We start from the raw sequence: 22331 nt of genomic DNA on the forward strand, positions 1-22331 counted from the left end.
GCCACCAGATGTCCGTACGCCCCCAGATACGGCTGCAGGTCGGTCACCGGCTTACCGTCCTTGCTCACGCTCAGCGTCAGCTTGCTCGCCTGGCCGGGCACGAGATCACCCGCCAGGGAGACCGTGTAGCCGTCCACCTCAGCCGTACGAGCCACCGGGGCAAGAGGCTGCGGCTTGTAATCCCCCGCGACCAGCAGATCCGCACCCAGCGTCAGATTACCGCCGCCCACCGGAGCGAAGTCCGCGAACGCCCGGTACACGCCCGGATCCGCCAGCGTCAGCCGCACCGACCACGCCCCGTCCCCGTCCTGGACGGGGTGCAGGTGCTGGAAGCTCGCCAGATCCCGCGACACCACGATGAAATGCAGCTTCTTGTCATGCTCGACCTGGTAATCGGTCACCGGCCTGCCATCAGGGCCGGTCACCGTGAAGCGGAAGTCGGTCGGCTCGCCGGCCTTGACGGTGGTCAACGGGTTCAGGGTGTAACCGTTCTCGGACACTTGAAGCCCCCTAGGGGTATCGCTCTTCGTCTGTTCGTGCTCGCCTTGCGGGGCCATCCCGGCGTGGTCCTCTTGCGGGGCCATTGCGGCGTGGTCCTCTTGCGGAGCCATTGCGGCGTGGTCCTCGACCTGCGCCGGGGCCGCCGTCGGGCCGACCACCTGGCCCACGCCCAGGGCGCCGCCGAAGACGACGGTCAGCCCCAGGACGTAGGCGCCGAGCTTGGCGGCGGCGTTCATGCCTGGCCCGCCAGCTCGTATCCGGCCTCCTCGACCGCGGCGGCGATCTCCGCGCGGCCGGGGCCTTCGCTGTTGACCGTCAGCAGGCCGCCGGCCAGGTCCACCTCCACGGAGGTGATCCCCGCGACCCCGCTGACCTCTTCCTTCACCGAGCTCACGCAGTGGCCGCAGGTCATGCCCTTGACGATGTAGGTGGTGGTGCTCATGACGTCTCCCTCTTTGTAGTTTAACACCCTACCCCCCTAGGGTATCCAGAAGGGTTTTTGGGGATTCAGCCGACAGGATCGCTCTCGCGTACGGCCGGCCTGCGCATGAGAGCGGCCGTGAGCGCCGCGCCCAGGACGGCCACCACCGCGGCGCCCGTGAAGGCGGCCTGGAAGCCGAGCTGCTCCTGGGAGGTGGCCAGCGCGGTCATGACGGCCAGGCCCAGCGCGGAGCCGACCTGGTAGGTCGTGTTGACGATGCCGGAGGCGAGGCCCGCCTCCTCCGGGCGGGCGCCCGACATGGCCGACATCATCGCCGGGATGTACGCCAGGGACATCCCGACCGCCGCGATCAGGCTCGCGGGGAGCACGTTCGTGGCGAACCCGCCGGTGAAACCGAGCCCGGCCACCCCGGCCGCCAGCACCGCCAGCCCGACCACGATGAGCGGCTTGGCCCCGAACCTACCCAGCAGCCTTGCGGTGATGCCGATCATGAAGATCATGATCGCCACGGTCATCGGCAGCAGCGCCGCGCCACTGGCGAACGCGCCGTACCCGAGGACCTGCTGCAGGTAGAGGTTGAGGAAGTACCACATGGGAATCCAGGCCGCGCCGAGCAGGGCCATGGCCAGGTTGGAGGTGGCCAGGCCGGGCGTGCGCCAGATGGCCAGGGGCATGAGCGGCTCTCTGACCGTACGCTGCACGAACAGGAACAGGGCGAGCAGCGCCGCGCCACCGAGTCCGGCCGGCCAGTTCGCGGCGACGATGGCGTACACGACGAGCGCGATGCCCGCGGTGACGGACGCGGCGCCCACGAGGTCGACGGATCCGCGCTTGCCGCGCACGGCGGGCAGCAGCCTGGTGGCCGCCAGCGTGGCCAGGCCGATCGGGACGTAGATGATGAAGACCCAGGGCCAGCTCAGATACTCGGTGATCACGCCACCGAGGAACACGCCCGCGGTGCCACCCGCCGGGGCGGCGGCGCCGTACAGTGCCATGGCCTTGCCCAGCTCGCGGGCGTTGTGGCCGAAGAGCATCATGAGCAGCGCCATGGCGGCGGGCGCGATCAGCGCCCCGCCGATGCCCTGCACGGCACGCCCGGCCACCTCGACCCAGGCGGTGGTGGCAGCGGCGGCGACCACGGATCCGGCGATCAGGACCGCCCATCCCGTGACGAACACCCTGCGCGCCCCGAACAGGTCGGCCAGCCGTCCGCCGAGCAGCAACAATCCGCCGAAGGCGACCACGTAGGCGTTGAACACCCACTGCAACCCGCCGTCGGAGAAGCCTAAGTCGCGCTGCATGTCGGGGAGCGCGACGCCGATGATGGAGGTATCCATGATCACCATGAACTGTGCCGCCGCGAGCACGATGAGCGCCCACCAGCGTCTTTCGTCAGCCATGACGTGACCCCTTCCTTCCTTACTACCCCCAGGGGGTATATCTGGGAACGGCGAGGAACGTAACACACCCCCCTGGGGTATGTCCAGTTCGAAGTCATGCGCGCCCGGGCGCGATATTTGGCATGATCGAGCTGTTGCCTGACGGGTGGCCCCCTGAGTGGAGGGGGATGGACACGGAGAGGAATCCGAGATGTCGTGGGGGATGGGGTTAACGCGCCTCACCTGGGGCTGACCACTCGTTCTCCGCGCATTCCGCGCATCTGGTCTGTGCGCAACACAGGGAGCGCAGCCATCCCTTGCTAGGCTGCATGTCAACCGTTGGGTCTCACCCCGGCAGGTGAGGCCGTCGAAGAAGTGGGGTCACACCGTGAAGAAGCTGCTCGTTCTGGCGCTGATCGCCCTTGGGGGGTTGCTGATCTGGCGTAAGGTGCAGGCCGACCGCGCAGAGCTCGATCTCTGGACCGAGGCGACCGGCAGCGAGAACTAACCGACCGGCGAGGCGATGAGTGACGTCGTCCCCATCAAGCTGGTGTGCCTGGACCTGGCAGGCACCACAGTCGGTGACATCGCCATGGTCGAGCGCGCCTTTGCCGAGGCGATCGCGACCCAGGGCATAGTGCCCGGGACCGGAGCATACGCGCGTGCCATGGTTCACGTGCACCGGTCCCGGGGCTGCCCCAAGATCGATGTCTTCCGTGGGATCTTCCCCGGGAACGAGGCCCAGGCACAAGCGGCGAACCTGACGTTCGAGCGCTCCTACGAGGGCACTCTGGAGCGGGCGGGTCTCGTCCCCGTGCCCGGAGTTCTGGAGGTCCTCGACAAACTCCGCGGCACCGGCATCAAGCTCGCCCTGATCACCGGCTTCAGCCGCACCACCCTGAGCCGAATCCTGAGCGTCCTCGGCTGGCACGACAAGATCGACCTGGCCATCTCCCCCGAAGACGCCGGCGGCCGCGGCCGCCCCTGGCCGGACATGGTCCTGCACGCGGTGCTGCGCCTCGGGGCGGAGGACGTCCGCCAGGTGGCCGTCATCGGCGACTCCGAAAGCGACATGCTCTGCGGCAGGCGCGCGGGGGCGTCGATCGTGGCGGGGGTGATGACCGGAGTCCACAGCCGGGAGCGCCTTCTGAAGGGCGGCGCGACCCACATCCTTGACTCGATCACCGACTTCCCTAGTTTGGTACTGAGCGATGACCTTGGTACGACGCAGGTAGCTTCGTCCGCCCGGTAAGCTATCTTCGTCGAAGGGGCCTTAGCTCAGTTGGCAGAGCGCCTGCTTTGCAAGCAGGAAGTCAGGAGTTCGAATCTCCTAGGCTCCACTCATATGAAAGCCCAGGTCAACGGCCTGGGCTTTCGATCTTTGTGGGGCCTGGTTTTGGGGCCGTGCCCGTTACGTGCCCGATGGCTTCTTGGCCAGTGCGCCGCGGGCGAGCGCATCAAGCTTGCGCGCCACTTCGCGCTGGCGCTCGTCGGTGGAGTGCTGGTAGACGAGCGCCGCCCGGGTGCTGGAGTGCCCCATGCGGGTCATCAGCTCTCGGGTGGACGCGCCCGTGCTGGCAGCCAGGGTGTTGCCGGTGTGCCGCAGGTCGTGGAAGTGGATCTTCGACACGCCCGCGTCTTCGAGCGCCTTGGCCCAGACGCGGCGGTTGAAGTTGGTGTTGCGGAGCGCCCCGTTGTCGGGTCCGGCGAAGATCAAGCCTTCCGGTCCGTCCTGGGTGAAGTCCTTCACGTGGGCGCGCAGCTCATCAATGATCAGGTCCGGGATGACGACAGTTCGCCTGCCCGCGTGTGACTTCGGCTCGGTGAAGACGAGGCCCTTCCCAGTGATCTGGATCAGCTGGCGTTCGATACGGACCGTTCTGGCGTCGAGGTCGAGGTCCCGCCGCTGAAGTCCGGTCAGCTCGCCCCAGCGCAGGCTGGCGAAGGTGGCCAGCAGGATGAGTGCCCGGTAGCGGTGTTCGATGACATCGACGATGCGGTAGACCTCTTCCACGGTCAGGACAGGCCGTTCGGGAGACCGCTCCTGGCCGGCCCCCTTGATCCGGCAGGGGTTGCGTTTGATGAGCAGGTCATCCACAGCTGTGGACAGAACGGCTTTCAGTAGCCGGTACGCCTTGGCCATGGTTACCTCGCTGACCCCCTGCTCAAGCAGTGCCTTCCGCCAGCGTCGGACGTGCGGTTCCTTGATCGCGTTGAGCCGCTTCTCCCCGAAGGTCGGCGCGATGTGCTGGCGCAGCAAGTACCCGTACAGCTCCACCGTGCGCGGGCGCAGCTTGGGCCGCTCGTCGATCCAGTCTTGCGCGTACTTGCCGAAAGCGATCTTCCCGGCGTCCGGGTCGATCCATTCGTCATCGAGAATCTGCGCCTCGATCTTCGTTAGCCAGACCTCCGCGTCGGTCTTGGTCGCAAAGGTCTCTGGAGCCGGACGGTCCATACCATCCGGGCCGGGATAGCGGGCCTGGAATCGGCCGGACGGCAGCTTGCGCACCCGGCCGAACCGCCTCTTCGGAGGCTTCCGCTTTCGTGCCCGTCGAGGCTCGCCCTCTGGCGTTGCGTCGGTCTTGGCCATCAGGCGACCCTCCTACCTCGTGTCGCGGTGATCGGTTCGACGAGACCGGCGGCGATGAACGCCTCAAGCGCGGCCTCGGGGATGCGGACGTTGCGTCCCACGTGGATGAAGGCGATGCGACGCTCCTCGATCAGCCGCCGAGAGAAGCGGACGGACGTGTTCAGCCGTTTGGCGGCTTCCTCGACCGTGAGCAGTCGGCCCTGTGCGTAGTCGGGCAGCAGGGAGCTGTTCGTCTGTGTCATGCTGCCCTCCCCTCGATTGCCGAAGGATCTTTGCCGTCTGCTTGCGCCTGGAGCATGGCCATATGGGCACGCCAGTGTTGCCGCTCTGCCACCGATCTGAGGAGACGTAGGGCGAGCGGAGCGACGTTGGCGTCACCAGCCGGGGCGGCCTTCCAGACGTACCGGTGCGGGTCGGTCGGCTCACCGGCCTGCCCAAGCGCTTCCAGGACCCAGGTGCGGCGGTCCTGATTGTGTTCGGCGAGGGTCTTGTTGGATCACTTCCGAGACACGAGGACACGACGGCCCGCGTAGCCCAGGTGTTCGGGCTTGTGGGCCTTGGAGCGGCACCGGCCGGGAGCCATGCCGGCCTTGGCGCCCTTGGGCTGCACGCCGTACCGCAGCCAGTTGGAGCAGGCCGGCGAGCAGGGCTCGTAACGCAGGGCCTCGATGAAGCGAGCCGCATGCTCCTGTTGCACTTGCCCATCGAGGGCGTCACCGAGGGGCTTGGTCAGGTACTTGGACAGGTAGCGGATGCACTGGTCCGCGTTCGGAGTGCCCGCGAGCACGCCCTTCACGTCCACCTGATCGCCGAAGCGGAGCATGTGCAGCGGTTCGGCCGTCTCGTCCTGGTCCAGTTCGTCGAGGGCTTGGTCCCATGTCGGCAGAGCTTCACCCGTGATCGGGTCGAGGTAGCCGACGCCGTCTTGCCAGGCGGGCAGGTGCTCGCCATCGAAGCGGACTCGATCGCAGGGCGGCCACCACACTTGGTGATAGGTCGCCGCCGCGATCTGCTTGATCTCTGCACGCGGCAGGGTGCCCCTGATCGCCATGTGCAGATGTGGGGCGAGCCGTTTCTGTGGCTCCACTGTGGCGAAGTACTGCACCTCGTACCCGGCCACACGGCGAAGGTTCTGCACGAACCGATCGACCAGTTTGGAGAAGTGCAGCGCGTCGCGAGCCGCCCGCGCGTAGTCGTAGCTCTCCGGGGCGACCGGCACGCCATCTCGCACCTTGCCGTACGACGGAAGCGTGAGCGTGATGAACAGAGAAGGCCGGTAGACCTTCCCACCGGAAGACTCGAAGGTCCGTCCGAGGGTCGTGTTGGCCATCTTGCGCTTGGGCAGATCAGGAGCGTCCTGCCGCCGTCTGGTCGAACGCACCCGCTTGGACAGTGTTCGGCCGAGCACGTGGCCTCGCAGGCCCATGGCGTTGATCTCTTCATCAAGGCCGACGAGAAGGGCGTCCCAGTCGGAAGTGTCCTCGCCGGCACTTGCCGCCGCATCGCGCCGGGCCTGCATGTCCGCGCGGAACTCGATGAGCCAGCGCTGTTCTTCGGTAGCCGCGCCAGGACTTATGAGGGGCTCTTCACCGAGATGCCAACCTTCCCGGCACTGCGCCATCCGGAGCTGTCGGTTGCGCTTGGCGCAAGAAGGACACTTGCTCTCCAACGTCGCCCCGCACGGGACATCGACGATCTCTTCCTTGCCGGTGACGAGGTCAAGTCGCCGGAGAGGGACAGGCCGGATGCAGACGCCGTACTGCTTGGCGACCTCTTCGGCGACTTCACGGGCGAGCGGTTGAGCCATCCGCAGCGCCCTTGGGGTGGAGCGGCGGGACATCGAGACTTCCGCTTCTCCCCGGACCTCCGTTGGCTGATGTGGACTGTTCAACGGACCTCCATTCCGATCTCGGGGACGACGAGCGTGGAGATTCCGCACTCGGTGCACTCGACCAGGGCGCGAAGCGGGTCGAGTCGCAGGACATGGATGGCACCGCAGTCGCTGCAGCGCAGGCCGTCGAGGAAGTGGGCAAGCGTCATGCGACCTCACCGGCGAACTCGGCGACCATCTCGCGGATGTCTTCGTCGGAGACATAGGCCGCGCGCACCCGGGTCGGATCTGGCGATGTCTCCAGTCGGACGTAGCCGACTCCAGCGCCCAGCTCCGGCCGAGGAGAGATCTGGTCGGCCAGCGCCCCACAGTCCCGGGCCCCCTCGCCGAGGACCATGTCCACCTGTTCCGATTCGTCGAGCCGAAGCGCAATCTTGTCGGGGAACAGGTTCCGGATGTTCATGACCTCCTTGCGCGGGTCCTGCAGCGCCGCCATGACGCCGACTCCGACGGCACGCCCCTGAGTGGTGAGCGTTGCCAGAGCAGCGGAGATGCGCCGCCGCAGATCTTTGTCGGATTGGTATGCGGTGAGGAAGGCCACCTCGTCGACGAGCACCAGGACGAAGGGATCGTCGACGGTCGGCATGTGGGATCGCTGCTGGCCGGCGAAGCGGGCGGCGCGGGCTTGCATGACCTTGACGGCGTCGTCCAGCAGGTCGGCGCAGTCGGCCGGATCAGCGGCGTAGCGTGCCCCGAAGAGAGCCCGCCCGAAGGACAGCTCCATCAGCTTGGGGTCGTGCCTGTCTCGATCCGAGAGATCGTAGGCTGCGCCACCTGTGCCCGTTGCGCGAGATCCTTACCGGTCAGACCCGCATCCCTGCGTAGCCGCCGCAACAGCTCGCCCAGCGCCCTCAGCCGATCCCGTCGCTCTGCCACACGGAGCGTTCTACCACCAGGCCATGCCGAGCATTGCCGAATTGTTCTTATAGGAGATCAAGCGGCGGCGCGGAGCGCCGCCGACGTGGCCCTGCGCTCGGCCGCACGCTGCGCGTGCGGCCTGGGGGCCGTTCTCGCGCACGGCCGTGCTCGGGCCGCTATGAGCTGACTATTCGCCGATGATGCTACTGAGATCGTCCCGGCGCGGAGCTATATGGCTAAACATAATCAGGTATAACGACTGTCCGATATCCAATCGAACGAGATGACGCGCTACCATGCATTGACATATAGTCACACCTTTCCCGTCGGCCACTATTTGGAGCGCTCCATGGACCTCGTTGACGTCAAGAACTTTGGCGCGGTCGACGCAGATGCAGACGGCCTGTGGCGTGACTGTTTCCAGGACCACCCCGCATATCTCTCTGCACTCGGTAGGGAAAAATTCCTCATCCTTGGGCGCAAAGGGTCTGGGAAGACGGCAATCTTCAAAAAGATGATTACCGAGAGCCGCCATGACTACTTTGCTTATGGCCATTCCTTTGATGACTACCCTTGGCAGCATCATGACCTTCAAGCCCAGGTAGGCGTTCCCGAAGAGCGTCGCTATATTCATAGCTGGAAATATTTGATTCTTATCAGCCTGGCCAAGGTTCTTCTTAATAACGACAGCAGCCAGCCATGGAGCGACGACGCGCTGGATGCAATCGGCTCTATAGAGGACTTCGTAGTAGACTCATACGGTTCTCGCGATCCCGACCTTCGGCAACTCTTTAGTCCAGAGAAAGAGCTCCGATTCAAGGGCACTCTCCGGCTTCCATTTCTGCATGTTCAAGGGGATCGCGTACGGGTCCGTGAACTTCCCGTTCACATCCAGGAAGTCAATCGAGCAATACAGGCAAATATTCTCGCCGCGCTGAACCCGCAGAATCATTACTATGTGTGCTTCGATGAGCTCGATCTAGGATTCTCACCCAGTGATCAGAGCTACGCCGATCGACTCATTGGACTGATAATAGCGGCGCGCGATCTCAATGTCGCGGCCAGAGATGCCGGCAAGCGTCTCAATATTGTCGTCTTTCTCAGGGACGACATCTACCAGAATCTTCGATTCGAAGACAAGAATAAAATTACGGAGAACTATTCTGTCCATGTTCGCTGGATTGAGGACGGGAAAGGCCTCACCCTAAAGCAGTTGATGGAGAGTAGGTTCGCTAAGACGCTAGGAGTAGAACAAGGTAGCGTTGCCTGGGAAGATGTATTTGACGAGGTTCGCGAAATGCCCAGCCGGCAGACCAAATATAAGCATCTGTGCGACAGGACTTTTCTGCGCCCTCGCGACATGATCAAATTCTGCAACGAGATACTCGTAGCCCACCACGACACAGGGACTAGTGCTACTAAATTTGAGAACGTGGCTGTCCATACGGCACGTGAGGAGTACTCAAGCTATCTACTCAATGAGCTTGATGACGAGATCTCAAAACATATACCCACATACAAAGAATACCTAGAAGTTATCAAAGTCGTGGGCACCGAAAAGTTCTCTCTCAACGACTTCAAGGTCGCCTGGAACAACAGCTCTGCGTTGAAAGATGTCGAGCCAGTTTCGGCACTGGCGCAACTCTTTGAATATTCTGTTGTCGGCTACCTCAAGCCTGGAGGCAGAGGCGGCGGGTCGGAGTACGTATGGCGTTATCTGGATCCTCGTGCGCGCTTTACGGAGTCTGCTGACACCTATCGCATCCATCCAGGCTTTAAGGAAGCGCTCGGCCTACGGACGCAATCGCGTTCTTGACGTCTAGAAGCAGCTGCCTTTGTCTGAAATGCTTCTCAGCAAGGCATTGGAATCAAGCAATCGAGTTCCATCCTCCACGATCGCCTCAATGTGGCTGGCCACCGTAAATGGCTGGGGGCAATCGAAGGTCCAGGGCTTCGTTCCTCAGCCCCGGCCCATCGGACACTGTGGCTGGCGTGCCCGTTGCGTGCCCGACAGGGCGGGGAAGCAGGGGGAACAGTGGGGAGTCACGGGGCATGCCACACGCATGTTGATCTGCGTCTTCGCTGATGGAGCAAGATCGGCATGCGTCTTTACAAGCAGGTAGTCAGGAGTTCGAATCTCCTAGGCTCCACCTGAGAAGACTCTCCCTCGCCGATCACTGTGAGGCGAGGGAGAGTGACAAACTGTATGGCTACCGCGTCCGTGGTCACGCATCTGTCGCCTGTGGTGACCGCCGTCCTGAAGCGATCGTCCTCCGCGAGCCGCTCACGGTCCCCATGGTCGCGTGCTCGATGGCCTAGCCATGACACGCGAAGTGCAGCAAGCGAACAACCCCCTACCTGGGTGATGGGTATCTCAACTTGGGAACCCGATTTTGTGCCCTGATCGGGGCCTTGCCCCCGCTCAGAAGTTGGACTCTGGGTCGCCACCGCTCACCGAAGCTGACCGCGGCGGATCGCACGCTGGTCGCACACGGCTGGCACTCCTGCGCCGGATCGGCTCCCGGGCGATGGTGGAGGGCGGCCCCGGCTTTCGCCCGGTGTCCTTGGTCGGGCCGGGAGCGAGGGGGCCCGTACGCTGGCCCGGCGGGTCGCGCAGGTTCCTTCCTGCCCGCAAGTGTCCGACCTGGGTCCCCTCGCTTCGGGACCCGGCGCGGCCAAGGTGGGTAAAGCAGGTGGCCCGGCTCCGACCTCGACTGCTTCGTCCCGAAGCCACATCACCGGAGCGTCGACCTGACTCAGCAGGAGGTGGTGGTCTCGGCTATGCAGGAATCGGTGCCCGGCCCGCCGTTAGCGGTGTCGGTGCCCGGCCCGCCCAGGATCCGGTCGTTGCCGGCTTCGCCGTCGAGGGTGTCGTTGCCCTCGTCGCCGCTGATGTCGTCGTCGCCGTTGCCGCCGAAGACGGTGTCGTTGCCGCCACCGGCGGCGACCCGGTCGTTGCCCGCGAAGGAGAGGATGACGTCGTCGCCGCCCAGCGCGGCGATACGGTCGGCGAACGGTGACCCGCAGATGACATCGGCGCCCGAGGTGCCGACGATGGTCTGCCCCGAGGTGGCGGTGCGCCGGTCGATGGTGCAGCCTGGTCCGTTTTGGAGCGTCCCGTCGACACTGTTGGTGTTGAAGAAGCCGCTGCCGGTCTCTGCGGGGTTGTTGGTGAGGACTAGGCCCGTTTCCCCAGTTAGCGCGCGGGTTTCGCCCTGCGCCGACGCCACGTCGTCGTGAAGCAAGATCCGGTCGGAGAAGAGGTACGTGTCGTCGTGTGGTCCCGAGATCTGCGAGCGAACCGACTGAGCCGGGACGGGAGCACCGCGGAAGTTGTAACTTGCGCTCTGCGTCGCGCTCATCCCTGCTTGGTCCATGAGCGCGTAGCCCTGGTAGGAGAACTTGGCGGTGGAAAGCGAGGTCCCCGGCGGCGTATGCACATTCAGCGAGAGCGTGCATTCCTTATTCGAAGCATCACCACCAGATTCGATGAGCGTCTCGTATGAGCTGAATGTAACGGTGAACGACTTCCCGTCGGGGCTGATCGCCGCCTCCCATGTCCCGGGCGGGCACCCGTTTCCGTTCGCACTGACGCTCGAGATGTATGCCTCGGCCGGGTTGGGGACCGTGGATGCCGCGACCGCGGGCGTCATGACTGCTGCGGTGAGGACGGCGGCGGCGAGTGTACGTGCGGCCAGGTTGGGGAGTGTGTTGCGCATGATGAATGGCATAGGGCATTCCTTTCCGTGGTGAGCATTTCCAGCGAGAACGTCAGGTGATTTCCTGAGGCTCGTTGACCTGTGTCAGATCGAGCTCGTGAATGGTGTCGCGGTAGCGCGGATGCCGGAGTTGTTCTTTTTTTCGTATACGCCCACACCGCTGCGATAGTGCGACAAGGGAGATACCCCAGCGTCAATCATGAAAGACGCACGCACGTTTATAAGCGGGCAAATAATCAGCAAGGAGCGAAAAGAGGGAGTGTCCTTGATGTCCGAATATCCGCCATTAAAATGGATATTATGCCCCGCAACCGATCTTGGTGCGGGGCGTTCGTGCCATTAACGTGCGAGCATGGCCAAGGTGATGTGCCGGTGCCAGGCCGTCCAGCCGCGCACCTGGCAGTGGTCCAGCCCGACCTGGCCCTTGGCGGCTTGGAATGACTCCTCGACCACCCATCTGAGACCAGCGATCTTGACTAGGGTCATCAACGACCCTCCGGTCCGACTCATCGGCAGCCTGCGGGATTTCCTCGGTAAGTTTCAGCGCGGCCGAGGCAAGCTCGCTGAGCGTCCCGTTCGCTGCCACAAGGCGCAGCCTGAAGAGGGCCGAGGTGGCATCGGCTCGCTTCTGGTACGACGAATCCCGTGCCACGATGAACGCCTGGCTTTGCGGGTTTTCCTGCTCGATATGCCACCGGTCGTTCTGGCTCTGCCGGAAGTCGGTCAACGCGCCGGCAAAGGCGCTGTAGGAAACTAATCGCTCCTGCCAGAGTCTCTCTTCTCGCGCGGCCTGGCGGGCCTGCTTCGCCGCACGAGCCTGGAACACGTACGTGACGGTGGCCCCGAGCAACGTTCCTACGACCGCGATGATGCTCGTTATCGCGCTTGCCATCTAACCAGTGGAACACAGGTGCCTCCAGCCGGTCATCGGCTGTGCGCCACCGGACGGACGGTGTGGCCCATCGGTGCTGGCGGCGTGGAGGCATGCAAGGAGATGTCGCTGGCATCCGATTGGATAAGGTTCATGACTGCTCACGATGTGGCCCGTCTGCTGCCCGATATTCCGCAGCTCCGTGATCTGTGTCGCTCCATGGCGGTGCTGGAGGCCGTTCTGAGCCTGGAATGGTCCAGCCGCTACCACTCCTTTGACACAGGCTGGGGCCCTGGGGAGGAGATGGCCTCGATGCGCAACGGCTCGGGAGACGAATACTCCATCGTCTTCTCTGCCGCGGGTGCGTACATCCGCGGATTCGCTCACGAGGCGGTGATGAGCCCCTACGGCAACGACGGACCGTGGACGGGGGTGCTCGACCCCGTCCCCGAAATCTTCCGCCACTGTGTGCAGGAGCCCGCATTCTGCGACGAGGACGGTATGCCGGTCGTGACCGCCTGCCTGTGGCGTGAGGCCGGTGATGACTGCTGGCGGGTGGGTGAGATCGACTACCCGAACGACGTGAGCGATCCCGATGGGACGGCATATCTGTTCGCGCGGCTCGTTGATCCGTCTCCGGAGGCGTTCCGGCGGTTCGCGGAGGACTACTACGAGGTACCCGTGGACCTCGATGCGGTGCGACACGTCTATGCCCTCCGTCCGCTGACGCAGACGGTGGTCACCACGCTGAACGCTGACCTTTCTATAGAAGACCTCGCCGACGATCTAGCGGCAGCCCGATATCCGTCCGTTGCCGGCTGAGAAGCTACGCCGCCTCACGCAATCTCATCGCATCGACCCATATCCACCGTGTTGAACAGAACGATCAGGGCGGTTGGTCCGCCTGATAAGCGGGCTCGTGCTGGACACCGAGGAAGCTATCTCCGCATGAAAGGGGCGTCGTAGGCAGGCGGTTGGCCGTTCATCAACTCGGCCAGATCATCATCGGTGAGTGCAAGCTCGAAGGCGTTGCCTGCTTGCTGCGGATTCCAACCGCTACCGAGCGCCATGCGTATGGTCGCCGTCACGAGCGCTGGCCGTATGGCCATCGTCCGTTCTCCCCACCACGCGTCCGGTCGCGAGCAGGGGAGCGCCACCAGAAGGACACGACCCGATGCGTCGGCCAGTTCTACGGCGAACGTCATCGGGCCCCAGCTGTTCCCCTGGCAATACGTGGGCTTACGACGGACGTGCCAGCGGAATACAGTGCCGTCGACGGTGATGAGCCGCGAACCCTTCTTCGGGATCGCCATAAGCAACCTCCTGCCCTGTTCCGTGGGATGGCCGAGAACAGCGCGAAACGACGAGATCCAGCCGCAACAGTCACTCCTGGTCAGGCTCCTGATCGACAGGTTTCCGCAGGTGGCCACGGAGGGCATCGGAGATCACCCAAATCTACGAGGGGTCGCTCTGGCGTTCGCCGGTCAGTGGCCCGGATGCTTGAGTGGAGACATGAGCAGGCCTATCACAGACAGCGAGCTACGAGAGGCTGACTGCCGTGCGCAAGCAGCAACGCCTGCTCCCTGGCATGTGCGGTTCCTTGACGACGACGTGGGGGCTACCGGTCGACGGGTTCTGCGAACCGCAAGTACTCAGCATCGGAGTACTGACTCCGTATGCAGCAGTCTCATCGAAGTGCGAAAAGTCGCAGCAACTCCGCTTGCTCCGGGTTTACCGTAAGCAGTGGGTTATTTGCGCCCGGGTAAATCTCAGCTGCTGTCCATTGCGCGGCTCGGACACTAGAGGCAGTCCCGATCCTTACTCCGCGCGTACGGAGCTCCGCCAGCAACTGACTAGCGTCAAACAAGTACACCGACTCGATACACCAAGGACGAGTGCTGCCTCGCGACGAAGCCGCTGGTGGCGCGGGCCCCGTCAGCACGAGGTAGTAGTCCGGCTTCGTCCGCACCGTAATATCCAGTAGGCCCTCGCGCTTGAGATACCACTTCACGTTGACGGTCTGACCACGCAATGGGCCAGACGTGAACCGACCGTCGACTGCGGCGGCCACGGCGGATGTTTCCAACTCGATTCCAAAGACTTGCGCCACGATCCATTCGCCCAGATGGCCCGCGGCCATGGGCCGCTGAATAATCGCTGCGATCTTCTCGTCAATACCGTTCCGCTCCCTCAGCAACGCGGCAATCCGCTCTATGTCGACGTCGCTCATGCCGCCCCGCCTTCCGCTCCCCGGCCTACAGGCCGATGTGTTCCGCCTACCGAAAGACCGGTGAGTCAGCAAAGTGCCGGTCGCACACAGCCCACCAACTCTCTCCGCCGGCATCACGCACCAGGACACTTCGGGTAGCTCGGTTTGGGCAAGGTGCTCCCCATGTGCATTCGCCGCGCCGCGCTGGGCTTTGGGCGCCGTGCACGCTGGCATCCCACTCACGTTCCTCTAAAAGCTCCACGCCTTCAACCTAGCTTTTGCGTCTTCGCCGTCTCTAGTCTTGGTCTGGTCTGGGCTTTGCTCCCACCGAGGATGACGACATCCGGGATGCCAACGCCGAACGTCGGGTGACCGACAGGCAACGAACTGTGCTGAGCGAGGTCCTTGGGCCGCCCTGTATTGAGTCGCAGCCACCTGCAATGCTTTCCGAGTCTTCCTTCGGCATGGTGACCACTGGCTACCGGCTTGTGATGCTGGTCATGCTGACTCCGCTGCTAACATCCGGCCCTGGACATTTTTGGACCGGCCCCACAGTTGCTGTACAGCAGCCTGGTACAGCAACGCCGACGCACACGGGCACGCGTCACCAGCCGCTCGGCTCCACCAGCAAAAACACCCCGCCACAGATCATGTGACGGGGTGTTCGTGCCATTAACGTGCCATTAGCTCGCGGGGACCAGCGCGCCCGCGCTGCCGTCGTCATCTTCCCTCTTGCGCTTCTTCTCCGCCTTCTTCCGATCGGCCTTCACCCGCGCACTGAGCGCATCGGCGATCCTCTGGTGCGCGTCTCGGGTGGCGTGCTGGTAGATCAGCGCCGCACGGTCGCTGTCGTGCCCCATACGCGCTTTGAGATCAGCGAGGAATCCCCCCGGATTGCGCAGCCAGCGTGTTCCCCGTGTGCCGGAGATCATGAGAGTGCAAGCCCAGGAGACCCATTTCCTTAAGCGCGTCCGCCCATCGGGCCTCACGCCGGAAGTTGCCACCCCGCAGGAACGCGCCCCGCTTGCCGAGGAACACGAAACTGTCTTCTGCCTCGTCGACGAACAATACGAAGTGCTCGACCAGCGAGGGGACGACGACTGAGGGGATGCTGATGGTCCGCCGGCCAGCCTGATCTTCCCGTCGCCATCGCCCCCAGGACAAGCCCGAGCAGACCAGGGGGCAGGGGCGAAGGTCGTTCTTCCAGCGGGGAGCTCCACCTCCACCCCCGCCCTCTGGCCCGCTCCCCTGACGGGTGGGACGATCAGGGAAGGGGCCGAATGATAGGTATGCCTGTACCGGACTTTCTCGGTTTCCTTGTAGATGGCGTGAGGTCCAACGGGGGCCGAGCGAGGACGAAACACGTTATAGCGGCCAGAATCCAGAGAGCGCCAAGGCCGATGCCCATCCATCCACTAATGATCAGGGACTCATAGGACGCATCAGCGTGCGGTGTGCTTCCGAAATACTGGTGCTCTCGCATCAGCGTCCAGAGTTCGCTAGATCTTGCCCTCTCTCTGGCATCCTGTGCATATCGTTCGAGAAGGATGCTTGGAACGAGAACCAGGCAGCCGATCCACATCAGAACGAATCGCGCACGCCTTACGGTCACTTGCCGCCTCCCTGCTTCAAGGTGGAATGAGAGTAGTTGAGCGCCTGAAACGACCACAATGAGGGCCTACGGCGTGCCCGATCGGACGGGAAACCAGAGGGAACAGCGGGGAGTAACGGGGGACACGATCAGCCCCCTGAGCAGGGTCTACGCAGATCACTCAAGATCGTCGTAGCTATTTGCGAGCAGGAAGTCAGGAGCTCGAATCTCCTAGGCTCCACAGGAGGTCAAAGGCCACTACTCGTGATCGGGAAGTAGCCTTTTCGATCTTTTACAACTGCAGAGTACAGCTACGGCTCCGCTTTCCGCCGAAGTCTGATCTAGCCGATGAGGGCCTCGGTGATCTGACGGGTGGTCTGCGCGGCGACCCTCGGGTTGACGGCGGCATAGGCGGTGTAGGCGTTCAGACCGGTGGCAAGGGCCCAGCCGCGACCCCGGGTCCAGGTGGCGTCGTCTACATCGAGCGCGGCGCGGAAGGCGGCCCGGCTGTCGGCCGACATCAGCGTGTAGGCGATGGTCAGGTCACAGGCCGGATCGCCGATGCCGAGCCCGCCGAAGTCGATGACCGCGCTGAGACGGCCGCCGACGGTCAGCAGGTTGCCGGTGTGGAAGTCGCCGTGGAACCAGACCGGAGGGCGATCCCATCCGGGGGCGCTCAGGGCCGCGTTCCACAGTTCGGTCATGGCGGTAGTGTCGAACACGCCGTCGGCCTTTGCGATGGCGACCCGCGTCGCGCGATCCCGGCCCCCCAACGGCTGGTCAGCGAGGTCCTCGCGGGCCTCCATGGCCTGAACGTCCTCGGACCTGAACTGCTGCAGGGCGACCAGGAACTCCGCCAGTTGGACGGCGGCCGCGGACGAGTCGGCCAGCGCCTCGACGGTCGCCACCTCGCCCTCCAGCCAGCGGGACACCGCCCACCGCCACGGATAGCCGAAGTCGGGCTCACCCACTCCCACCGGTACCGGGATGGCCAGGGGCAGTCGTGGGGCGAGCCGGGGCAGCCACTCAAGTTCCTTCTCGGCCTGTCCGATGGCGCCGTCGTGGCGGGGCAGCCGGACGGACAGTTGCTCGCCCAGCCGGTAGATCACATGGTCCGAGCCGGCCGGATCGAGCAGTTCCAGAGGCAACGCGGCCCACTGTGGGAACTGCGTTTCGACCAGCCTCCTGACCAGTGAGGCATTGATCGTGGGGCGGATGTCCGCGGTTCTCACGGTTGCCAAGAGCACCTCCTGCGATCGGCCCGCTTCGTGCGGCGGGGGCTGGACTATCACAGTGCACTGTGGCTTGCCTGTCGACCGGATTTCCCCCGACCGGACTGGCTGGCCCGAAGACGCCCAATCCAGGCGCAGGCTCCGCCTGCGCAACCCCGCCTGACCCGATCATCAAATGAAGCCAAGCTCTCATGAGGCAAGAGGGCATGATGGGCCCAGGGCAGGCCTGTCAAGGATGGCTGTGCACGTAGAACAACCGCTCACCACGGACGGTCACCGGATGAGGTAACACGCGAAGCCGTGCTTGACAGAACCCGCCTGACAGTCCCGGAGGTGGGCAGCCCGCGGCGGCAGAGGGGAGGATGGCGTCACATCACAACGATTGGGGTAGATACCAATGGCGTCTGCTCGTTGATCCACTTCGTGTACGCGTGGGCGGCTCCGGCCGCCGCATCGGCCAGGGCTGGCCACCGCGCTTCGCTCAGCTTGCGGTCGGGCAGAAATCCCACGGCTGTGAACCGATAGCACCCCAGCTCAGCGACATATCCGGCAGTCGCAACCAGCTTCTTGCCGTTGATATGCACCTGGGCGCCGCGCTGATCGTAGTGGATCGAGTAGGGGTAGCTCCCGAGCGTACTGGTGACCTTGATGCCCCGCGCTACGCCTTGCGCGTCCCACCAGATCTGCACCCTCTCCACCATCCGACCCCTTCTGGATCTTCACTTCATCATGCTGGGTAACGAGACAGCTCGGGTAAAAGTTCCGACGGTCGCCGCCTGGGGGCAGGATCCCCAGGCTGAGTAGAAGATCCTGGGCAGCCACTTCCTATGGTCAGGAAGCGGCGTTTTCGATCTTGTACAGCTATACGCTCTGGTGAGATAGCACAGCAACCAACCAGTCCACAATCATGTGTACGTGGCGATGCTCCGGTTACTGGCGATCGGCCTTCTCAGCGGTGTCGTAGCGGTGCCGTTTTGGTCCGTGCCACGGGGCGACGGTTTCGAGCACGCGCGGTTCGCCGTACTCACGGCCCTGGGCATGGGCCAATTCCTGACGGTTCCCGTCGGGTTGGCGGTCGGGTTCGTGCTGGCCGTCATGGGCTCGTGGACGCGTCCTCCTAGCCATGTCCTGGGTGCGATCACGACTGCGTTCGGAGCGATCGTCGCCACCCAGGCCTGGCCCGTGATGAGCTGGATCGACGGACGACCGTCCGGACTCGGCGATCCAGACGGCGAGTCCGTCATAGCGTTTCTGGCCTTCGCTTCTGGTGTGGTCACAATCCTCGTCGGCCTTTCCATCGTCTTGACTCGATGGTCTGGCTACGAACCGCAAGCCACCACAGGGCGTCAACGGGGTCCGCGTAGATATGGCAGGACGAGACGTCGGCGTCTGCCCCACTCGGAAGGCCATTCCCCATGATCGAGGGAATGGCCTCGTTGGCCTTCGCCGGTGCTGGACGCTGCTACGACTCCAACTGATCACCGAGCTTCTTGAGCGCTCGGCGCGTCTCTGCGGACGAGACCTCGCTGTATAACCGCTGTGACGTCGGCATACACCTTGCCTTGCGGTCAGCGCTTGCCTTCGGGGTCGGAGTGTTCGGCTTGACGGACCTGCGTGATCAGGGCTTGAGGGCCATGCTCGGCGAGGAGGTTGAGGGCCTGGCGCAGGGGGTCCTGTCGAACCATGCCACGGTCAGCTCGATCGGGTTGCGGTGAGTACGGCGATGTCACGGTCGAAGCAGACGATGATGTGGCCTTGTGAGGTGGCAGCGACGGCGTTGACCGAGTCGAGGAATTCGATGTCAGGGCTGATCTTGTCAAAGGTGGTGAGGCTCCATGCCGCTACCGTTCTGTGGCTGGCGGCGACTGCGATGGGGTGGCCGTCGATCGTGGTGGCGGCGAGTGCGACCACGGTTCCCAGGGAAAGCTGACCGATCTGCTGAGCGGTGGCGACGTCCCATACCTTCATCGGTGGGTCGCGCCAGTCGTCGTTCGTGGTGATGGCGATGGGTCGTCCGTCCACGACGGTGGCGGCCACGAGGCGTACCGGTTTACCGTTGCTACCGGTGGTCTGGAGTCCGGTGTCGCGGTTTGCGGTGAGGTCACGGACCCGGAAGCCGCCGCCCCACCGTCCGAGGACGGCGACGGGCTGGTCGTCGAGCGTGGTGGTGGTGAGGTCTTGTACCCATCGATGGTCGCTCTTGCGGGGGTTTCCGGTCTCTTCGCCGGTGCGGAGATCCCATACCCGGATGGTCTTGTCGTCGCTGGCGGTGATGGCCCGGGGTGGGTCGCCCGTGTTGTCGGCCGCGACCGCGGTTATCGGGCGGCGGTGGGTGGTCAACGGTGCTCTCGCCGCTTTCCCCAGTGCGAGGTCCCAGAGGTGGACTTTGCTGTCCTTGCCTCCGGTGATCGCCACCGCGCGACCGTCCACTTGGGTCGCGGCCACGGCAGTGACGGCGCCGGTGTGGTCCGTGAGTGGCCGGCACACCTGATCGCCGGTGTCCAGATCCCATACTCGTACGGTTTCGTCATCGCTGCCGGTAACCGCCACCGGTCGGCCGGCCACTGACGTGGTGGCCACCGCCGTGATCGCGGCGTCGTGGCGAACTGGCTTGTCGGCCGGTTGACCGACGACCAGATCGGACACCCGGACCGACCCACCGTCGCAACTCGACACCACCACCTGCCGGCCGTCCACCACTGCCGTCGCCACCGCATGCACCGTGCGGCGATGCTGAGGGAACAGCTCCCCGACCAGCTCGGCTGTTTGCAGGTCCCACACCTGGATGGTCGGCTCATTGGAGGTGCAGGTGATCGCCACCAGCCGGCCGTGTACGACCGTGGTCGTCACAGCCTCCAAGTCCGCAGATCGGGGGAGGTCACCGACCGGCAGTCCGGTGGCCAGGTCCGACACGCGTGTGGTCGTCTGGTAGCCACCAGAGACGACCACCAGATGGCCGGCGGTCAGCTCCGCGACCGCAACCGCGCTCACGTATCCACTGTGGCCGGTGAACGGGCTGCCCACCGGATCGCCGATATCCAGGTCCCATACCCGGACCGTTCGGTCGCCGCCCGTGACGGCCACCCAGCGGCCGTCCAGCATCGCGGTCGCCACGGCGTACACCGGACCGGTGTGGCCGCGGATCGGTGCCATCACCTCCTGCCGCGTTTCCAGGTCCCACACCCGTACCGTCGTGTCGTAGCAACCGGTGACCACCACCTGGCGGCCATGGCGTTCCGCGATCGCGAGGGCCTGCACGCTGTCAGCCTGAAGGTGGAACGGCTCGCCCACCGGCCTACCGGACGCGAGTTCCCACACCCGTACGGTGCCGTCGTCACCACCGCTGACCACAACGGGGCGACCGTCCAGAACGGACATCGCCAGCGCCCGCACCGCGTTCGTGTGACCAGTCCACGGGGCGCCGACCCGCTCGCCGGTTGACAGATCCCAACCCCGTACCGTGTCGTCGCCGCCCCCGGTGACCGCTACGGCACGGCCGTCGAAGACCGCGGTCGTCACCGCCGCCACCCAATTGGTGTGGCCGTCGGTGGTGCCCAGCGGCGGGCATGACTTCACGCCCTTCGGCAGCAGACTGGTCCAAGTTGGCTGCACACGCCAGGCAGCAGGACGAATAGCCGGTACCTCATGGCGGGACGGAGACGACATGCCGCGCATATTAGTTGCCGGCACCGCGACGCGTCTCCAAGAAACCTGGGGCGGCCGTCTTAACCGGGTGGCGGCGCGTGGCTGGAGCTGGCGGGGCTCACATGGACAACGTGGGACGGTCCTTCCTGAGCTGCTTATACGGTTTGGTGAGTGGTATGCACCGCATTGATACGCCCCTCACGGTCGCCTGTACGTGGCCTGGGCGATCGATGGTCCATGGCTTCGCTCTTCAGCCTCCGCCCACTGGGCGGTGTCGGACCCAGGGCCGTTGGAGGAGACGTATTTTTGGCGTGATCGCCGTGCCATTAACGTGCTATAAGGGGCGGTCAATCACGCTCACTTGCGGGCGCCCGTTGAAGCACATCGAGGGCTACATCCTTCAAGACCAAACCGATTTGCAAGCAGGAAGTCAGGAGTTCGAATCTCCTAGGCTCTACTACAGGTCGAAGGCCACTCCCCGTGATCGAGAAGTAGCCTTTTCGATCTTGCCCTGCGGCCCCGGGAGCGGGAGTTGACAAATGTCTCAGCTTTGACCGGGCTCATGTCCTCAGCGCTTCGTTCCGGCAATGACCTTCTACAGCTCCAGAACCCGAGGGCGGGCTTCAGCACGACCGTAGGCAAGGATGTGGCGCAGTCCTTGCCGAAACCGTTCGAGGGACTGCTCGTCTACATCGAGAACCGCCTCAATCTCGGCCTCGGCAAGACCAAGCGTCTCCAAAGCGTCGAGGTCGAGGACAACATGCAGCACGTTGTCCCGCAGAGTGAGCTCCTGGACGGCTCCATAGGCGGTGCCCTGGTTGGCGGTAACAACACAGTGGGTGTCGAAGCCCAGGGCAATGTCTTGATCGTCAGGCTCATAGGTACAGCACTGGAAGGTAAGCACCATGCCATCGCCATGCTCGGTTTCGCTCACACCGACGGACATGGGGGCGGTCCCGGCCGCCAGCAGCTCGGTCCGCTGTCATATCGCCGCCCCACCTTGCCGACGAGACGCCCGACTACAGCTCATCAGGCGCTTCCGTATTCCGCCGAGCCTCGCGCTCCGCCCATTCACGACGCTGAGCCTCGCGTTCCGCTGTCACACGCTCGTGCAGGCTCGGCACCCGTCGCCCTTCATGCCTGATCGCCAGCCGGACCGCCCAGTAAATGAGGAAGAAGAGCACCACTGCGGGAACGACCCAGATCACCAAAAGAATCAGGGCCTCAGCTGGTCCAACCGCCGACATCTGATCCTCCAATAGGGGGACGACAAGTGTGCCCGAACTGTCATTCAACGTCTACCAACCGCTCTGGACCGTATCTCTGCTGAGCTGGGCATTGGCGAGAGTTCTTCGATGCCTCCGGCGGAGGCTCGGCTCTGGGCGGTGCCGTTCTGGTCGCTG

General features: G+C 64.2%; 21 protein-coding genes, 2 tRNA genes and 2 pseudogenes. 7 read left to right on the top strand and 18 right to left on the bottom strand.

Annotated features, from left to right (window positions below):
• The 3 genes from ABZX61_RS63015 to ABZX61_RS63025 all read right to left on the bottom strand — a co-directional run.
• The coding region (locus tag ABZX61_RS63015) for a hypothetical protein (RefSeq protein ID WP_355212195.1) at positions 1 to 737 on the bottom strand (737 nt) is incomplete at its 3' end.
• The gene (locus ABZX61_RS63020; RefSeq protein WP_355212198.1) at positions 734 to 943 is read right to left on the bottom strand and encodes a heavy-metal-associated domain-containing protein; all 210 of its coding nucleotides are present in this window, start codon (positions 941 to 943) and stop codon (positions 734 to 736) included. The genes ABZX61_RS63015 and ABZX61_RS63020, both read right to left, overlap by 4 nt.
• Positions 944 to 1008: 65 nt before the next feature.
• Complete coding sequence (locus ABZX61_RS63025; protein ID WP_350743270.1) at positions 1009 to 2343, bottom strand: MFS transporter; 1335 nt, start codon at positions 2341 to 2343, stop codon at positions 1009 to 1011.
• A 367-nt stretch (positions 2344 to 2710) separates the two neighbouring features.
• Between ABZX61_RS63025 and ABZX61_RS63030 the strand changes: the two genes are divergently transcribed.
• The 3 genes from ABZX61_RS63030 (at position 2711) to ABZX61_RS63040 (ending at position 3662) form a co-directional block, all read left to right on the top strand.
• On the top strand, positions 2711 to 2830 hold the full coding sequence (locus ABZX61_RS63030) for a DLW-39 family protein (RefSeq protein WP_020542320.1): 120 nt from the start codon (positions 2711 to 2713) through the stop codon (positions 2828 to 2830).
• Between the two features lie 15 nt (positions 2831 to 2845).
• On the top strand, positions 2846 to 3574 hold the full coding sequence (locus ABZX61_RS63035; protein ID WP_355212203.1) for an HAD-IA family hydrolase: 729 nt from the start codon (positions 2846 to 2848) through the stop codon (positions 3572 to 3574).
• A gap of 15 nt (positions 3575 to 3589) precedes the next feature.
• A tRNA-Ala gene (locus tag ABZX61_RS63040) sits at positions 3590 to 3662 on the top strand.
• Between the two features lie 71 nt (positions 3663 to 3733).
• Here the strand turns inward: ABZX61_RS63040 and ABZX61_RS63045 are convergent.
• The 6 genes and pseudogenes from ABZX61_RS63045 to ABZX61_RS63070 all read right to left on the bottom strand — a co-directional run bounded on the left by ABZX61_RS63045 (position 3734) and on the right by ABZX61_RS63070 (position 7679).
• Entirely contained in the window at positions 3734 to 4912 is a 1179-nt protein-coding gene (locus ABZX61_RS63045) for a site-specific integrase (RefSeq protein ID WP_355212206.1), read from the bottom strand.
• A complete protein-coding gene (locus ABZX61_RS63050) occupies positions 4912 to 5154 on the bottom strand; it encodes an excisionase family DNA-binding protein (RefSeq protein ID WP_355212209.1) in 243 nt (80 codons plus the stop codon). The genes ABZX61_RS63045 and ABZX61_RS63050 overlap by 1 nt, the downstream gene beginning before the upstream one ends.
• A 254-nt stretch (positions 5155 to 5408) precedes the next feature.
• Positions 5409 to 6719, bottom strand: a complete 1311-nt coding sequence (locus ABZX61_RS63055) for a replication initiator (protein ID WP_355212212.1) — start codon at positions 6717 to 6719, stop codon at positions 5409 to 5411.
• Positions 6720 to 6799: 80 nt separating this feature from the next.
• A complete protein-coding gene (locus tag ABZX61_RS63060) occupies positions 6800 to 6952 on the bottom strand; it encodes a hypothetical protein (RefSeq protein ID WP_355212215.1) in 153 nt (50 codons plus the stop codon).
• Positions 6949 to 7539, bottom strand: a pseudogene (locus ABZX61_RS63065) (cell division protein FtsK); the annotation flags it as partial. The gene ABZX61_RS63060 and the pseudogene ABZX61_RS63065, both read right to left, overlap by 4 nt.
• Positions 7527 to 7679 carry a helix-turn-helix domain-containing protein gene (locus tag ABZX61_RS63070; RefSeq protein WP_355212218.1) on the bottom strand — a complete coding sequence of 51 codons (153 nt, stop codon included), beginning with the start codon at positions 7677 to 7679 and terminating at the stop codon, positions 7527 to 7529. The pseudogene ABZX61_RS63065 and the gene ABZX61_RS63070, both read right to left, overlap by 13 nt.
• A gap of 331 nt (positions 7680 to 8010) precedes the next feature.
• On the opposite strand from ABZX61_RS63070, the gene ABZX61_RS63075 reads away from it, so the two are divergent.
• Complete coding sequence (locus ABZX61_RS63075) at positions 8011 to 9477, top strand: hypothetical protein (RefSeq protein WP_355212220.1); 1467 nt, start codon at positions 8011 to 8013, stop codon at positions 9475 to 9477.
• A gap of 271 nt (positions 9478 to 9748) precedes the next feature.
• A tRNA-Ser gene (locus ABZX61_RS63080) sits at positions 9749 to 9811 on the top strand.
• 606 nt (positions 9812 to 10417) lie between these two features.
• Here the strand turns inward: ABZX61_RS63080 and ABZX61_RS63085 are convergent.
• Entirely contained in the window at positions 10418 to 11392 is a 975-nt protein-coding gene (locus ABZX61_RS63085) for a DUF4360 domain-containing protein (RefSeq protein ID WP_355212223.1), read from the bottom strand.
• A gap of 327 nt (positions 11393 to 11719) precedes the next feature.
• Positions 11720 to 11860, bottom strand: a pseudogene (locus ABZX61_RS63090) (transposase); the annotation flags it as partial.
• Between the two features lie 544 nt (positions 11861 to 12404).
• Here ABZX61_RS63090 and ABZX61_RS63095 point away from each other — a divergent pair.
• The gene (locus ABZX61_RS63095; protein ID WP_355212226.1) at positions 12405 to 13073 is read left to right on the top strand and encodes a hypothetical protein; all 669 of its coding nucleotides are present in this window, start codon (positions 12405 to 12407) and stop codon (positions 13071 to 13073) included.
• A gap of 116 nt (positions 13074 to 13189) precedes the next feature.
• Here the strand turns inward: ABZX61_RS63095 and ABZX61_RS63100 are convergent, their stop codons facing one another.
• From ABZX61_RS63100 to ABZX61_RS63110, 3 genes are all read right to left on the bottom strand, one after another.
• Positions 13190 to 13564: a hypothetical protein gene (locus tag ABZX61_RS63100; RefSeq protein ID WP_355212229.1), complete on the bottom strand. Its 375-nt coding sequence runs from the start codon at positions 13562 to 13564 to the stop codon at positions 13190 to 13192.
• 374 nt (positions 13565 to 13938) lie between these two features.
• Positions 13939 to 14481 carry a hypothetical protein gene (locus tag ABZX61_RS63105; RefSeq protein WP_355212232.1) on the bottom strand — a complete coding sequence of 181 codons (543 nt, stop codon included), beginning with the start codon at positions 14479 to 14481 and terminating at the stop codon, positions 13939 to 13941.
• A gap of 662 nt (positions 14482 to 15143) precedes the next feature.
• Positions 15144 to 15320 (bottom strand): hypothetical protein, encoded by a 177-nt coding sequence (locus ABZX61_RS63110; protein ID WP_355212235.1) that lies wholly within the window; start codon positions 15318 to 15320, stop codon positions 15144 to 15146.
• Positions 15321 to 15378: 58 nt separating this feature from the next.
• Here ABZX61_RS63110 and ABZX61_RS63115 point away from each other — a divergent pair, with 58 nt between their 5' ends.
• Positions 15379 to 15564, top strand: a complete 186-nt coding sequence (locus ABZX61_RS63115) for a hypothetical protein (protein ID WP_355212238.1) — start codon at positions 15379 to 15381, stop codon at positions 15562 to 15564.
• A gap of 828 nt (positions 15565 to 16392) precedes the next feature.
• Here ABZX61_RS63115 and ABZX61_RS63120 read toward each other — a convergent pair.
• The 4 genes from ABZX61_RS63120 to ABZX61_RS63135 all read right to left on the bottom strand — a co-directional run bounded on the left by ABZX61_RS63120 (position 16393) and on the right by ABZX61_RS63135 (position 21862).
• A complete protein-coding gene (locus ABZX61_RS63120) occupies positions 16393 to 17283 on the bottom strand; it encodes an aminoglycoside phosphotransferase family protein (protein ID WP_355212329.1) in 891 nt (296 codons plus the stop codon).
• Positions 17284 to 17651: 368 nt separating this feature from the next.
• Complete coding sequence (locus tag ABZX61_RS63125) at positions 17652 to 17972, bottom strand: hypothetical protein (RefSeq protein ID WP_355212241.1); 321 nt, start codon at positions 17970 to 17972, stop codon at positions 17652 to 17654.
• A gap of 1003 nt (positions 17973 to 18975) precedes the next feature.
• The gene (locus tag ABZX61_RS63130; RefSeq protein WP_355212244.1) at positions 18976 to 20949 is read right to left on the bottom strand and encodes a WD40 repeat domain-containing protein; all 1974 of its coding nucleotides are present in this window, start codon (positions 20947 to 20949) and stop codon (positions 18976 to 18978) included.
• 574 nt (positions 20950 to 21523) lie between these two features.
• Positions 21524 to 21862, bottom strand: a complete 339-nt coding sequence (locus ABZX61_RS63135) for an Imm10 family immunity protein (RefSeq protein ID WP_355212247.1) — start codon at positions 21860 to 21862, stop codon at positions 21524 to 21526.
• Positions 21863 to 22331: the final 469 nt, after the last annotated feature.

Origin of the sequence: Nonomuraea sp. NPDC003709, from assembly GCF_040610775.1 — a bacterium.
Classification (GTDB): Bacteria; Actinomycetota; Actinomycetes; order Streptosporangiales; family Streptosporangiaceae; genus Nonomuraea; species Nonomuraea angiospora_A.

What these genes read in the sequence shown, in the direction of transcription:
- ABZX61_RS63020 (WP_355212198.1), bottom strand. Translation starts at nt 943, where the DNA reads ATGAGCACCACCACCTACATCGTCAAGGGCATGACCTGCGGCCACTGC.
- ABZX61_RS63025 (WP_350743270.1), bottom strand. Translation starts at nt 2,343, where the DNA reads ATGGCTGACGAAAGACGCTGGTGGGCGCTCATCGTGCTCGCGGCGGCA.
- ABZX61_RS63035 (WP_355212203.1), top strand. Translation starts at nt 2,846, where the DNA reads ATGAGTGACGTCGTCCCCATCAAGCTGGTGTGCCTGGACCTGGCAGGC.
- ABZX61_RS63045 (WP_355212206.1), bottom strand. Translation starts at nt 4,912, where the DNA reads ATGGCCAAGACCGACGCAACGCCAGAGGGCGAGCCTCGACGGGCACGA.
- ABZX61_RS63050 (WP_355212209.1), bottom strand. Translation starts at nt 5,154, where the DNA reads ATGACACAGACGAACAGCTCCCTGCTGCCCGACTACGCACAGGGCCGA.
- ABZX61_RS63055 (WP_355212212.1), bottom strand. Translation starts at nt 6,719, where the DNA reads ATGGCTCAACCGCTCGCCCGTGAAGTCGCCGAAGAGGTCGCCAAGCAG.
- ABZX61_RS63060 (WP_355212215.1), bottom strand. Translation starts at nt 6,952, where the DNA reads ATGACGCTTGCCCACTTCCTCGACGGCCTGCGCTGCAGCGACTGCGGT.
- ABZX61_RS63075 (WP_355212220.1), top strand. Translation starts at nt 8,011, where the DNA reads ATGGACCTCGTTGACGTCAAGAACTTTGGCGCGGTCGACGCAGATGCA.
- ABZX61_RS63085 (WP_355212223.1), bottom strand. Translation starts at nt 11,392, where the DNA reads ATGCCATTCATCATGCGCAACACACTCCCCAACCTGGCCGCACGTACA.
- ABZX61_RS63095 (WP_355212226.1), top strand. Translation starts at nt 12,405, where the DNA reads ATGACTGCTCACGATGTGGCCCGTCTGCTGCCCGATATTCCGCAGCTC.
- ABZX61_RS63100 (WP_355212229.1), bottom strand. Translation starts at nt 13,564, where the DNA reads ATGGCGATCCCGAAGAAGGGTTCGCGGCTCATCACCGTCGACGGCACT.
- ABZX61_RS63105 (WP_355212232.1), bottom strand. Translation starts at nt 14,481, where the DNA reads ATGAGCGACGTCGACATAGAGCGGATTGCCGCGTTGCTGAGGGAGCGG.
- ABZX61_RS63110 (WP_355212235.1), bottom strand. Translation starts at nt 15,320, where the DNA reads ATGGGGCACGACAGCGACCGTGCGGCGCTGATCTACCAGCACGCCACC.
- ABZX61_RS63130 (WP_355212244.1), bottom strand. Translation starts at nt 20,949, where the DNA reads ATGTCGTCTCCGTCCCGCCATGAGGTACCGGCTATTCGTCCTGCTGCC.